We start from the raw sequence: 13369 nt of genomic DNA, 5'->3' as shown, positions 1-13369 counted from the left end.
TCATGATCGTGACTACGCCGGGGTGACGGCGCTCTCGCCCGCGACGGGGCCGGCGAGGCGTCCGCGGATGAGGTCCGACAGCCGTTCCGCGGCGGCGATGGTCGGCAGGTTCGTGTTGGCCCGCGGCACCTCCGGGAACACGGAGGCGTCGGCGACCCAGAGCCCGTCGACGCCGAGGACGCGGCCGGACGGATCGACCACCGCACGGGGGTCGTCGGGTGCGCCCATGCGGCAGGTTCCGCAGATGTGGCCGGTGTCGCCGATGGTCTCCATCAGCCAGCGGTCGATCGTCGCGTCGTCGGACAGCGTGTCGAGGCCCCGGCCGGCGATGTCGATGGCGATGTGCTCGAAGGCGGTGTCGAACGGCCCACTGCGCAGCAACTCCACGCAGTGCCTGACGCCGTCACGCATCCGGACGAGGTCCGAGGGGTGGCTCAGCAGATCCTGGTCCATCACCGGATGCGCGTCGGGGTCCGCGGAGGCCAGGCGCAGCACGCCGCGCGAGAACTGCCGGTTCGCCCACAGACAGAGCAGGCCGGGCCCGCCCACGGTGTGGCCGCCGCCTGCGCCGCCCCAGGTTCCGCCGGTGCCTTCCGCGACGAGATGGGAGTCGCCGGGGTTCGGCAGGGCGAGCGTCTGGTTGATCGAGACGATCATCATGTCGTTCTCACCCGCTCCCTCGAGTCCGGAGGAGTAGCGCAGACAGCAGTTGGTCTGCCGGGCATCGACGTCGGGATGGACCCCGGGCCGGGCGTACAGCCAGAACAGCGCCAGAGGATGTTCCTGCATCCCCTCCCCGACCGGGAGCGCCGCCACGGGGCCGTCCGGTCCGATGCCGGACCGCAGCAGAATCGCCGGAGAGTGCACCGCTCCGGCGCATAGGACAACGTGCTGGGCACGGACTTCCGTCCAGTCGTTCCCCCGCCGCAGCCGCACCCCGACGGCCCTGCCGCCCTCGACGAGCACCGTGTCCACCGTCGCGCCGCCGAACACCCGCAGGTTGGGGCGCTGTCGGGCCGGCTCGAGGTATCCGTCGTTGGTCGTGACCCGCGCACCGTCGCGGGAGCTGATGGCGTACGGCGAGACACCGGTCCCCGCCGGCCCGTTGTGGTCGTCGCACCAGGCATGGCCACGTCCCAGCGCGGCCTCGGCGAGCGCGTGGTCGGCGGGGCCCCAGTCCTCGCGGCCGAGCCGCTGCACCGGTACGGGTCCGTGATCGCCGTGGTGAGGGCGGTCGCCGAAGTCCGCGTCGCTCTCCATGCGTCGCAGGTACGGCAGCATGTCCGCGTACGACCAGCCGGGACAGCCGTACGCCGCCCACCGGTCGTAGTCGTCCGGCATGGCCCGGACGGCGATCATGCCGTTGACCGACGACGAACCGCCGAGGCCCCGTCCGCGCACATGCGGCCGCGGCGCCTGTGCGCGGCTGCGCCGTGACGTAAGACCTGGCCACTGGAACTCCGCGCAGGCCGTCTCGTCCAACGCCCGCCAGCCGTTCATGCTGCGCAACTGCGGTGGGGCGTCGGCGGGCCGCCAGTCGCGCCCGGCCTCCAGCAGCACGACCTCGCTGGCCGGATCCTCGCTCAGACGCGCCGCCAGCACGCTCCCGGCGCTGCCGCCGCCGACGACCACCCAGTCGGCTTCCACTGTCGGCGTCATGGTGCCCCCACCTCCATCCACACGCTGGACATCGTCGCCTCGTCGAGCGAGGCGACGGTCTCACTGCTGACGACGTGGCCGAAGCGCGGCCGTCGTGGACGCCTCGCTGCGGACTCGGACAGGCGGTACGGCGAAGGATCGGTCAACTGGGTGGACATGTGCGACTCCCCTTGGCGCGATGCTGCGCGTGATCGGTCGGGTCGGACAGCCGTGAGGGTCGTCGTCCCACGGCGACCCGGGCGCCGGATCGCACGCGAAAGACGGAGGTTGAACTAACTTCAATTCTGCCGGGAGCGTACTGCCCCGAACGGAAGAGCGGCAAGGCTCATGACGGACATCGACATGACGCGTGTGACCACCGCGCGACGCGCGAAAGACGACGGCGGGTCCGACTACGTCACCGCCCTCATCCCCGCGCTCGGACAGGTCCGGCCCGGCCGTCGACAACGACCACCTCGTCCTCACCACGCCCAGGGCCCGCAGCGTCCCTTCGCCGACCTGGAATACTTGTGGTCCGGACGCGGCGGAGGAGAGGCAATGGTCGAGCGACCTGGGCGGGCGGGCACGCGGGAGACCAGCACTCGTGGCAGGCGCCCCCGTGCCGGGAGCGGGGAGTCCCTCAGCGACCGCGCGTACGAACACATGCGCGCCGCCATCCTCCAGGGGGTCTACCGTCCCAACCAGCGGCTCCCCGAGGACGAGGTCGCCTCGGAGCTGAATGCCAGCCGGACGCCCGTACGGGCCGCCCTGATGCGCCTGGTCGACCAGGGCCTGGTGGTGCGCGAGCGGCAGGGCTGGGTTGTACGCGAGCACACGCCGGACGAGATCCGCGAAATCTACGAGGTGCGCTGCGCACTGGAGGCGATGGCCACCGGACTGGCGGCCGTGCGCGCGTCCGAGGAGCAGCTCGCCGTGATCTCCGCCTTCTACGAGGACCCGGTCGAGGAGTATGTGGCAAGGCCCGGCGCCGAACTGGGCCTGTTGAACCGGGAGTTCCATCAGACGATCGTGCGGGCCTCGGCCAACCAGCGGCTGTTCGACGAGTGGCTGCGCAACCGGGACTTCGGTATCACCTACAACATGGCCGCCCTGTTCACCCGGGACGAGGCCGTCATCTGCGTCGAAGGCCACAAGAAGATCATCGCCGCCCTGCTGGACCGTGACCGCGAGCAGGCGGAGCGTCAGGCCAGGCTCCATGTCGAGGATGTGCAGGCCGCGGCGTCGCGCAGGATGGACGCCGTACGGGCGCCGGGGAATCTTCACCTCTCCTGAGCCGCGCATCTCGCCGGAGGCCGGGGCAGCGCCCGTATTGACCCGATCCACATCGACCCGATCCGCATTGACCCGATCCGCATTGACCCGATCCGCGGGACCGGCCCGGACGGCGGTGCCGGAACTCACGTGAAACACATGCTTGTTGCCTTGGATCCAAGTTTGTATCCTAAACAGGATGCAGTCTGGGTGCCGCGGCGCCGTTCCGGTGCGCCCCCCAGGACGCCGATCACGCAGTCAGCCGGCGCGCGGGCCGTCCGCGGGGAGCTGCAAGGACATCGACACGAAAGGGCCGGAGCACAAAGTGACTCATGTGGAGACGACCGACTCGAAAGCGATCGACTCGGAAACGGCCGCAGCGAGGGAGCGGAGTGACGCCGAGCGCGGCGCCGCCCTGTTGCCGACACTGCCCGCCAAGCCGGATCTGACCCCCGAGGCGGCCACGGTACTGGAAGAGGTGCCCGGATACCTCGGCGTGCCCTTCGTAAGCCCGATTTTCCCGGCCCTGGCGAACTGGCCGGACTATCTCGTACCGGCGTGGAACGCGTTCAAGCCGGTCCTCGGCTCGCCCGCGTTCAGCGAGGCCGCCGCGGCCCTGCGGGTACCGGCCGAGCTGCTTCCCGCGCCGGATCCCTCGCTCCGCACCGGTGCCGACGACGCCGATACCGACCTGATCCGCCGCTACACGATCACCTTCCACCAACTCCTGCCCACCGTCCTGCTGTTGACGTCGTGCTGGTACGGGGGTCTCACGGTGGGCGGCCGTGCGGCCCGTCCGGAGGCACCCGACCCCGGCCCCCGTGGCATCCGGCCCGGAACGGTCAACGTCACCCCGGACGGCACCTCGCCGACCGAGGAACTGGCGCACGTGTACGAGGAGATCCGGGCCACCCACGACCACCCCCGCGTGCTGAGCTTCTACCGCGCGCTCGGCAACTGGCCCGCCTTCATGACCGGGGCGTGGGATCACCTCGGACCGGTCGCGCGCGATGCCGGGTACGCCGCCGCGCGCCGGCGGCTCCTCACGACGGCCACCGGCCTGGCCACCACGCTCCCCGTACCGGTCATCGACACCTCGGCAGCCGAGGAGGCCCGCGCCATCCTCGCCCTCTTCCGCACCCGGCTGATCCCTGCACTGTTCCTGGACACCGCTGCCGTGCTCGCGCTCCTCGGGGAAACGGACCCGATCGCGTCCGCGTAATCCCCGCCCGCACATCCCCCGACCTCAGGAGAGCCATGCCCAACATCACGATCGAGCTGTTGGCCGGCCGCACGCGTGAGCAGCGCGCGGAGTTCGCCAAAATCGTCACCGACGCCGTGGTCGAGGTCCTCGGCGCGCCTCGCCATCTGGTGCGCGTCCAGTTCACCGAGCTGGCCCACGACCAGCTCGCCCTGGGCGGCGAACTGGCCGCTCCCCCCGCGTAGACCGCACGCGTCTCCCGGTACGTACCTCTTGCGTACGGCCCTCCGGCGGAACACTCCATCGCCTGACACCCGCACTCGCCGCACCGAGGCGTGAAGGCTCGAGTCACCGAGGAATCACCGCCCCCTCATCCCCCGGCCAAGGAGCACCTCCGCCATCGCGACCGCTCCTTGCCCGGACGGCCCCGGTCTTCCGACTCTTCCATGGGGTGTCCATGTACCAGCAGAACTTCGATCCCGTATGGGGACAGCTCGGCCTCTCCGCGGCGGTCGCCGCCCTCCCCCTGCTCGTTCTCTTCGTCCTCCTCGGCGCGCTCCGGTGGAAGGCGCACTGGGCCGGGCCGGCCGCCCTCGGAACGGCGATCGTCATCGCGTTCGCGGTCTATCGCATGCCGGTCGGCCAGACCTTCAGCGCCGCCGGCTACGGGGCGGCGGCGAGCTTCCTCACCGTCATCTGGATTCTGATGAACGCGCTGTGGATCTTCAGACTGACCGAACGCACCGGGCACTTCGCGGTGTTGCGCAGATCCTTCGCCGGGATCAGCGACGACCACCGGATCCAGGTCATCATCATCGCCTTCGCGTTCGGTGCGCTCCTCGAAGCGCTGGCCGGGGCGGGGACTCCCGTGGCGATCAGCGCCGTCATGCTCGTCGGCCTGGGGCTGCCGCCCCTGCGCGCCGCCGTGGCGTCTCTGGTGGCCAACACGGCACCGGTCGCGTTCGGCGCGCTGTCCGCGCCGGTCACCACGCTCGCGCAGGTGACCGGACGGGACTTCCACACGCTGGGCTCGATCATCGGCCGCCAGACCTCGGTCGTCGCGACGATCGTCCCGCTGGTGCTCGTCTTCCTCGTGGACGGCCGCCGGGGTCTACGAGAGGTCTGGCCCGCCGCACTGGTCGCGGGACTGGCCTTCGGGCTCGGACAGTTCGTCTTCGCCAACTTCGTCTCGATCGAACTCGCCGACATCGGAGCGGCCTTGTGCTGTGCCACGGCCCTGGTCGGATTCCTGCGCGTCTGGCGGCCGGTCCGGGCACTCACGGAAGCGGGCTCCGTGCGCATCGCGCCACCGGTCCATGCCGCGTCATCGGTTGCCGTGGCCGCGGGCGGAGCGCCCGGCGACCCGGCTGACGCCGCGCCCACGCCGGTCGCCGACGTGCCGCGCGACAGCCGACGGAGCGTGATCCTCGCCTATCTCCCGTATGTGACGGTGATCGCCGTCTTCGTCATCGCCCAGTCGGACGCCGTGAAGGAGCTTCTCGGCTCTGCCGCCCTCCACTTCGACTGGCCCGGCCTGAACATCACCGGAGCGCAGGGCGCGCCCGTCGCCACCGTCTTCACCTTCGACTTCCTGCCCGCGGCGGGCACGCTACTGTTCGTGTCCGCGCTGATCAGCGTTCTGCTGCTGCGGATCGGCCCCGGGGAAGCGGCCCGCGTCTACGGGACCACGGTGAAGCAACTCACCTGGACGATCGTCTGTGTGCTGTCCGTTCTGGGCCTGGCCTATGTGATGAACCTGTCCGGACAGACCGGCTCCCTGGGCCGCGGACTGGCGGCCATGGGCTCGGCGTTCGCCGTGTTCTCCCCCGTCATCGGCTGGCTGGGGGTCGCGATCACCGGGTCGGACAACTCCTCCAACGCCCTCTTCGGAGCGGTTCAGGTCACCGCCGCGCAGCAGACGGGTCTGTCCCTCGACCTGATGGCGGCCGCCAACTCCTCCGGCGGGGTGGTCGGCAAGATGATCTCCCCGCAGAGCCTGGCGATCGCCGCCGCGGTGGTCGGTGTCCAGGGCAAGGAGGGCGATATCTTCCGCAAGGTCATCGGCTACAGCCTCGCGTTGCTGACACTGATCGCGCTGATCGTCCTGCTCCAGTCCACTCCGATCCTGGGCTGGATGCTTCCCTGAGCCCGCAACGCCGCACCGGCCCCACTCCCCCGTCCACACCCACTTCTGTCATATCCCTCACCGCACACCACTGGAGACACCACGATGACGAATCGGTACCGCGCCCTGTTCGACCTCACCGGCAAATCGGCCCTGGTCATGGGGGCGGCGTCCGGCCTCGGCGAGGCCACGGCACGGATGCTGGCCGGTCTCGGCGCCCGAGTGATCTGCGCCGACCTCGACGGCGCCGGCGCCAAGACCACCGCTGAGAGCATCGTCGCCGAGGGCGGTACGGCGGAGGGGGTCGGCGCGGATCTGAGCGACCGCGGACAGGTCACCGAGGCCGTACGGACCACCGTGGACACCTACGGCCGGCTCGACATCGGCGTCACCACCCCCGGGATCAACATCCGCAAGCGGCTCGCCGCGTACACGGAGGAAGAGTTCGACCGCATCGTCGATCTGAACCTCAAGGGCACGTTCTTCTTCCTCCAGGAGGCGAGTGCCGTCATGGCGGAGCAGGGCGGCGGCAGCCTCATCGCCTGCTCGTCGATGCGGGCGCTGATGGTCGAGCCCGGTCTGGGAGTGTACGCGTCCACCAAGGCGGCCATCCTGCAGATGGTGCGGGGACTGGCCACGGAGGTCGGCCCGCGGGGCGTACGGGTCAACACCATCGCCCCAGGGGTCATCGACACCCCGCTGACCCGCCCGCTGTGGGACGACGTCAAGACGAGGGAGGCGTACAGCGCGCACACGGCCTTCGGCCGCTGGGGCAGCGCGGACGAGGTCGCCTCCACGGTCGCCTTCCTGGCCTGCGACGCCGCGTCCTACGTCACCGGCACCAATCTGGTGGTCGACGCGGGCTGGACCATCATGGACGGCCGCTTCGACCCGGGCCGCTGACCTCTCCGAAAGCCGAAGGGCCCGGCCGCGGATCGCGCGGTCGGGGCCCCGGCGTCCGGGGGCGCGCGGGCCGGGACGGCCGGGTCGGCGCCTGGGACCAGCTGCTTGCCTCCGGTAAAGGGGACGTGGGCCTGCGCCTTCCGGCGGCCCTCGGGGTGGGGGGCGCAGGTCGTGTCGTCGCCGTGGGGCCGGGCGTCACGGCCCCTGCCGTGGGTGACCCGGTGCCGGCCCACGGTGCTCCGCTGCCCGGTCACAGCGGCTTGTGGGCCGAGCAGGTGCTGCTGTGAGCCGCGGACGCGGCACCTCTGCCCGAGGCCTGGACCCGGCACGGGCGGCGGCCCTCCCGCTCGCGCTGCTTCGGCAAGTTGGTGACCGCGCTGCGTCGTGGGGGGCGCCGACGAAGTACGCCGGGGCCGGCCGTGGAGCCTGCCTTCCAGGACCGGATGCTGCTCGTTGCCTTCCGGAAGCGGTTCCGGAACGACGCTGCCGCCCGGGTCGGCGTGGCCTGCGAGAACCCGGGAACCTGCGCTCCGCGGGCAATAAAGCGAAGTAATCGCGCGAGGGCGTCGGAGGGCGTGGATTGAGTACCCGCACTTCACCAGATAAGGCATCCTCTTAATGGAAAATACGGAAAAGGCTCCGGGGTCGGCGTGCCAGTAGGTGGGACCTGGCGTACGCTGAGCATACGTAGGGAGTTCTTCGGTGCGCATGTGAAGGGACACCCGTATGAGAATGCGTTCCACGGTCGGTAAAGGCCTTCAGAGTACAGGATTCTCAACGATCCGCTATGGACTGGCGCTCAATCTCCTGTCGATTGGGCGGCTCAAGTTCGAAAGTTACGAGGTCGAGAACATTCGGCCCTTGGTCACCGCGAGCCCTGTATTCTCGCGACTCCTCACCGGACTCGGCGAACAAAAACTGGCCAGGGTCATCGGTGTCACAGAGATGGTTGCGGGATCGCTGATTGCGGCGAGACCGTTCGCGCCGAGAGCCTCGGCGCTAGGAAGCCTGGGGGCCGCTGGGATATTCGCCACGACTCTCAGTTTCCTGGCCACAACGCCCGAGGCATGGCAGGAGAGGCGCGGAGAACCAAAGCTCTCTCTCGCCGGCCAGTTCCTGGTGAAAGACATCGTGTTGCTGGGGGCTTCCCTGCTCACGGCTGCCGAATCTCTGCAGACCGTACAGCGCGCGTAGTCCACCGCCACCTGTACTGCTCGCCCTTATGAAATTGCAAGCTGAGCCACCGCTCAGCTCAGCTTCGGCCGCCGCACTGGTTGACGTTGTCTCGCTCGAGGTTTCCCGGGGAGCGGCAGATGGACGCATCGGATGAACTCCTTGAGAGGGCTACCCCGTCGGCTCTCCTGACCCTGGATGGCACCATCCGCCGCCTCAACGCCGCGATGGCCACGGCGCTGGGCAGGCCGCGGGAACAGTGCGTAGGCCGCGCCTTCAGCGATCTCCTGCCCGACAATCAGCGCCTCGCGGCTCAAAACCTGCTGACGCACGGGGCCACGACGAAGAGGCTTGCGATGCGTGTGCTGGAGTTCCCCGGGACAGGCACAGCATCTGTGGTCTGCCTTGTCGAGGCGCGGCCAGTCAGGGATCCCGCAGGTGGCGAGCAGCTTGTGTGGGTGCACTCGTTGGACGCAAAGCACGACCTGGGCGGTTTGCTGATCCCGTTCCAGCTTGCGGCCAGGTCCGCCGGCCTCGGCCTGTGCATGTGTTCGCCCCATGAGCACCAGGTGGAGTGGATGGGCGGCGCACCCGCTCTGGCCGCGCTTTTCCCGCAAGCGTCCGTGTCCCTGTCCACGGTGATCCGGCAGGTCCACCCTGATGACCGCAAGGGCTTGCGGCAGCTGTTGCGCTCGGACGCCGCCCAGTCCCCCTGGATCAGGTCGCGGTTCCTTACCGAGCACGGTGGCTGGCGCGTACTGGCCAGCCAGACTCGCAGGGTCACATTGGGGTATGCCGGTCCCGAAAGGGTCTTCGGGGTGATCCGCGACGACACCCGGATGGAGGCGCACCGGGAGGAAATGCTGGCCGCCGTGAGTGCTGAGCGGCAGCGCACCGAGGAGATCGCCGCATTCTCCTCCGCCCTCTTCACCGCCGCCACCGAGCAGGAACTGCAGCAGGTCGTCCTGACCCGGCTGGCCGCGGCCTTCGGCGGTACCGGCGCCCTCTTCGCGCTCGTCGACGACGGGCGCCTGCGGGTTTCCTCGGATGCCCAGATCCCCACGTGGCAGGCCGACGCCCTGCACGGCCTGTCGCTGGATGAGGACCGTCCGCTGCCCAGTGCGATCCGCACCGGCCAGCCGCAGTTCTTCCCCAGCCAGGAGGAGCTCGCCCGTCGCTGGCCGCACGAAGACAGCCTGCCCTTCCGGCGGCAAGGCCCCGACCTCGCCATGTCGATCACCCCCCTCAGCCCGGTGGGCGACCGGCCGCTGGGGGCCTGGGCGGTGACATACGACAGCGAGCGCCCACCGTCCCCGGAGCAGCTCGCCTTCATGACCACTCTGGCCGAGCTGGCAGGCCAGGCACTCAGGCGCATCAGGTTGCAACAAGCCCACATCGACCTGTCGACAGCGCTCCAGCAGAGCATGCTCCCCACACTGCCCGACCACCTCCCGGGCCTGAAGATCGCCGCCCGCTACCAGCCCAGCCGGCACGGGCTCGATATCGGTGGAGACTGGTACGACGCGTTCCTCTTGCCCGACGGTGCGGTCGCACTGGAGATCGGCGACGCCCAAGGGCACGACGTGGACGCCGCGGCCTTCATGGGACAGGTGCGCTCGTCCATGCGCGCGATCACCACCCACGAACCGGGGCCGGGAGCCGTGCTGACACGCACCAACGAGCTGCTCGTCACCATGGACACGCCACGCTTCGCCAGTTGCACCATGCTGCGCATCGATCCGCGTGACGGACAGGTCATCGGCACCAGCGCGGGCCACGTGCCGCTGCTCTTGGCACGCGACGACGGCAGCCACGACATCCGCACACTTTCCGGCGGGCCGGTACTGGGAGTCGTGCCCGAGACCGACTACCCCGAGGAGACCTTCACGCTGGAAGAGAACACCGCGCTGGTCCTGGTCACGGACGGCGTCGTCGAAGGGCCGGGGCTCACCCTGGAAGCCGGACTGGAACGAGCGGGAACGCTGGCCGGCCAGGCCCTCCACGACCACCTCGACGTCGAGGCGACGGCAGACCGAATCCTCGACGCCGCGGTCGCGGTGGATCACCTCGACGACGTGGCCGTACTGGTGATCCGGCGCGCTTAGAGGTCCGCGTGTGCCCGGGCGGCCTCGCCCCGCGCCGTAGCGTGTGGTGATCCGGGAGGCGCGGATCGTGTTGGTCATGTTTCTTCGATGCGTTCGGGTCGCCTTGCGCCGCCGTGAGAGACGTTGAGAGACGGGCTACGACCTCGGGTCGTCGACCTTGAGCTTGTCTCCGGTGTTGGAGACGTAGACCACCAGGAGCTTGGCCCGTTCGGTCCGGCTGGTGTTCTGGGTCAGGACGTGGTGAGCGCCCGGCCGCTCGACCCAAGTCTCGCCCTGGCGGTAGGTGCGCACGGGCTTGCCGGCGAGCTTGCTGCGCACGGTGCCTTCGAGGACGTAGGCGTAGACGAACGCCTTGCCGTGCCGGTGCGGCATCGCGCGTGCGTTGGGCGGGAAGTCGACGACCACCGAGGTGAACGTCTTGCCCTTCACATTCGGGAGGGCCTGCTGGAGCAGGGGCTTGACGGTTTCGGTGGGGTGCTTCGATGTCACGGCCGCGGCGGGCGTCCTGGCGTGGGCGGGCTGGTCCGCGGCGGTGCAGCCCGTGGCCGCGGTCAGCGTGGCGACGGCCAGCAGGCCACCGGCGATCCGCATTCCGGTCACGATGGGGCTCCTGTTCGGTCTTCCGCGACGTGGATGATCGTCTTGCCCGGGGTGCGGGTGGTGGGGGCGAATGCGGCGGCTGCCTCGGCGAGTGGCCGTACGGCGCCGACGACGGGCTTGAGCCGGCCGTCCCTCACTCGCGTGGCGAGGTCGCTGAGCCGGGCGCGGTCGGGTTCGACGACGAAGAAGACGGCCCGCCCGTCCTTGGGCCGGACCTTGGGCGGCATGACGATGGTGACCAACGCGCCGCCGGCCCGGACCAGGGCGGCCGAGCGGTCGAGGGTGTCGCCGCCGATCACGTCGAACACGACGTCGGCCTCGCCGACGTCCTCCAGCTTCTCGGTCCGCAGGTCCAGGAAGGCGTCGACGCCCAGCGCGAGCGCCCTGTCCCGGTCGGCGGACCGGCCGGTGCCGATGATCCGGGCGCCGGCCTCGCGGGCGAGCTGTACCGCGATCGAGCCGACGCCGCCCGCGGCGCCGTGGATGAGGACGGTCTGGCCCATGGCCAGGCGGCCGTGGTCGAACAGGCCCTGCCATGCGGTCAGCCCGGAGATCGGCAGTGCGGCGGCCAGGATGTGGTCCACGTCCGTCGGCAGCGGCGCGAGATTGCGGGCCTCCACCGCGGCGTACTCGGCGAGCGAGCCGTTGCGGGCCCAGTCCGCCAGGCCGAACACCCTCTGCCCGACACTCAAGCCGGTGGTGCCGAACCCCAGCTCTTCGACGACACCCGACAGCTCATGCCCGGGCACGCTCGGCGTCCGGTCGCGGCCCGCGCGATCGGTCCATGTGCGCGGCCAGTCCAGCTCCCCAGGGGTGAAGCCCGCGGCGTGCACCCGCACGATGACGTCGTTCTCGGCCGCGTGGGGGTAGGGCATGTCCGTCAGGGACAGCCCGGCGAGACCGGCGTCACGGTCTCGAACAGTGATGGCTTGCATAAAGGTCCTTACTGGAGAAGGGCGCATGAGCGCGCAGCCCCTTCACACAGGGCTCATCGCGGCTCGTCGGCGGAGTAACGCAGCAGGGGCTCAGAGGTGAGAAGGCTTGTCCGGGTTGCCGACCCTGCGGTACGCGGTTATCAGACCGTCTGTGATCTGCAGCGGGTCCACGGAGTAGACACGGTCCTCCCGGTGGAACACCGGGGCGAGCTCGCCACCGAACCCGACAAGGTCGATGCGGTCCGGACGCCACTGGCGGCCCACCCGCACCATCACCTCGGCGACGCGCTCACCACCATGGATGAGCTCGCGCGCCGCGGCAGCCTTGCCGCCGCCGTCGGTGACGTAGACAGCGTCCGGGTGCGGCAGCCTCACCGGGCCGGCCAGATCCCCGGCCTCGTACGCGGCGCGGAAGACCGCGAGTACGCGTTCACGCTCCGCTTTCGGCGTCTGCGGCATGGGCTGCTTCGCCGTGGCCACCCGCCGCCGTGCCCGCGAGGCGAGCTGCCGGGCACTCGGCACGGAAGCATCCAGCACCTCGGCGATCCGACCGAACGCAAAACCGAAGACATCGTGCAGGACGAAGGCCACCCGCTCCGGCGGGCTCAGCTCCTCCATGATCAGAAGCATCGCCGAACTGACGGACTCGTCGACAAGGACCGGTTCCGCTGCGTCCGGCCCCGTCGGCAGCGGTTCCGGCAGCCACGGCCCGACATAGGTCTCCCGGCGGAAACGGGCGCTCTTGAGGATGTCGTACGAACGCCGCGCGGCCACCGTGACCAACCAGGCCCTCCGATCGCCGACCTCCCCCAGATCCGCTCCGGCCGCCCGCAGCCACACATCCTGGGTCACGTCCTCGGCATCGGCCACACTCCCCAGCAGCCGGTAGGCCACACCGAAGACCGCGGGCCGATGGCTCCCCCAGTCGGCTCCGAGCACGTCCTCCCGCCCGGACAGCCCCGGCGCGTGCCCGTCACCCATACAGACGCGACCTCCTCCAGCTCGCGGATCCAGAGTAGCCATCCGACCTCGTGATCCGCGGTGCGCCGCACCCGAGGACGGGCGGACACCAGGCGCCGCGACCATGTGCGCGGTCTGCCGCGGACCCCACCGAGGGGTCTCGGCCGGACCCAGTGAGCCCCTGACACCATCGGGCCCCGCTCGCCCTCCCGCTGCCCCACCGCAGCGCGGGCAGTCCACCCGGCCGTCCCCGCCTGCTCGGTCGTGACGGCAAGCGTGAGAACCCAAGTCGGAGACTGGGCCGCTCTTCGAAGTGCACCGCCAGGAAGCCCCGGAATTCCCTGGCTGCCGTCCGGGTCCACAGCGGAGGCGCGACCAGCCCCGGTTCGCTTCCCGGAGCTGTCGCTGGGGCCCAAGCCTCCTCACGCCGACGCGCACATCTTGCCGTGAGCCACGA

Annotated in this window: 12 protein-coding genes; 7 read left to right on the top strand and 5 right to left on the bottom strand. The window is 70.1% G+C overall.

Features of this window, described 5'->3' with window-relative positions:
* Nucleotides 1-12: 12 nt before the first annotated feature.
* Both ACMTAK_RS42920 and ACMTAK_RS42915 read right to left on the bottom strand, forming a co-directional pair.
* Nucleotides 13-1659, bottom strand: coding sequence for a GMC family oxidoreductase (locus tag ACMTAK_RS42920; RefSeq protein ID WP_413811140.1), 1647 nt, complete (start codon nt 1657-1659; stop codon nt 13-15).
* The gene (locus ACMTAK_RS42915) at nt 1656-1817 is read right to left on the bottom strand and encodes a hypothetical protein (protein ID WP_413811139.1); all 162 of its coding nucleotides are present in this window, start codon (nt 1815-1817) and stop codon (nt 1656-1658) included. Before ACMTAK_RS42915 ends, ACMTAK_RS42920 begins: the two co-directional genes overlap by 4 nt.
* Nucleotides 1818-2196: 379 nt before the next feature.
* On the opposite strand from ACMTAK_RS42915, the gene ACMTAK_RS42910 reads away from it, so the two are divergent.
* From ACMTAK_RS42910 to ACMTAK_RS42880, 7 genes are all read left to right on the top strand, one after another.
* Nucleotides 2197-2931: a GntR family transcriptional regulator gene (locus tag ACMTAK_RS42910; protein ID WP_413811138.1), complete on the top strand. Its 735-nt coding sequence runs from the start codon at nt 2197-2199 to the stop codon at nt 2929-2931.
* A 313-nt stretch (nt 2932-3244) separates the two neighbouring features.
* Nucleotides 3245-4132, top strand: coding sequence for a halocarboxylic acid dehydrogenase DehI family protein (locus ACMTAK_RS42905; RefSeq protein ID WP_413811137.1), 888 nt, complete (start codon nt 3245-3247; stop codon nt 4130-4132).
* A gap of 35 nt (nt 4133-4167) precedes the next feature.
* Entirely contained in the window at nt 4168-4356 is a 189-nt protein-coding gene (locus ACMTAK_RS42900; RefSeq protein ID WP_413811136.1) for a 2-hydroxymuconate tautomerase, read from the top strand.
* A gap of 212 nt (nt 4357-4568) precedes the next feature.
* Nucleotides 4569-6257 (top strand): L-lactate permease, encoded by a 1689-nt coding sequence (locus ACMTAK_RS42895; protein WP_413811135.1) that lies wholly within the window; start codon nt 4569-4571, stop codon nt 6255-6257.
* A gap of 84 nt (nt 6258-6341) precedes the next feature.
* Nucleotides 6342-7139 (top strand): SDR family NAD(P)-dependent oxidoreductase, encoded by a 798-nt coding sequence (locus tag ACMTAK_RS42890; protein ID WP_413811134.1) that lies wholly within the window; start codon nt 6342-6344, stop codon nt 7137-7139.
* A gap of 732 nt (nt 7140-7871) precedes the next feature.
* Nucleotides 7872-8333 carry a YkgB family protein gene (locus tag ACMTAK_RS42885; protein ID WP_413811133.1) on the top strand — a complete coding sequence of 154 codons (462 nt, stop codon included), beginning with the start codon at nt 7872-7874 and terminating at the stop codon, nt 8331-8333.
* Nucleotides 8334-8452: 119 nt separating this feature from the next.
* Complete coding sequence (locus ACMTAK_RS42880) at nt 8453-10417, top strand: SpoIIE family protein phosphatase (RefSeq protein ID WP_413811132.1); 1965 nt, start codon at nt 8453-8455, stop codon at nt 10415-10417.
* A gap of 135 nt (nt 10418-10552) precedes the next feature.
* Here ACMTAK_RS42880 and ACMTAK_RS42875 read toward each other — a convergent pair whose 3' ends face one another.
* The 3 genes from ACMTAK_RS42875 to sigJ all read right to left on the bottom strand — a co-directional run bounded on the left by ACMTAK_RS42875 (nt 10553) and on the right by sigJ (nt 12933).
* On the bottom strand, nt 10553-11008 hold the full coding sequence (locus tag ACMTAK_RS42875; protein ID WP_413813167.1) for a cupin domain-containing protein: 456 nt from the start codon (nt 11006-11008) through the stop codon (nt 10553-10555).
* 5 nt (nt 11009-11013) lie between these two features.
* Complete coding sequence (locus ACMTAK_RS42870) at nt 11014-11952, bottom strand: NADP-dependent oxidoreductase (RefSeq protein ID WP_413811131.1); 939 nt, start codon at nt 11950-11952, stop codon at nt 11014-11016.
* A gap of 90 nt (nt 11953-12042) precedes the next feature.
* On the bottom strand, nt 12043-12933 hold the full coding sequence (gene sigJ, locus ACMTAK_RS42865; protein WP_413811130.1) for an RNA polymerase sigma factor SigJ: 891 nt from the start codon (nt 12931-12933) through the stop codon (nt 12043-12045).
* Between the last annotated feature and the right edge of the window lie 436 nt (nt 12934-13369).

It is taken from the genome of Streptomyces lacaronensis (assembly GCF_047337785.1).
GTDB lineage: Bacteria > Actinomycetota > Actinomycetes > Streptomycetales > Streptomycetaceae > Streptomyces > Streptomyces lycopersici.
The sequence above is the reverse complement of the archived record's forward strand: the minus strand, read 5'-3'. Positions and strand labels throughout refer to the sequence as shown.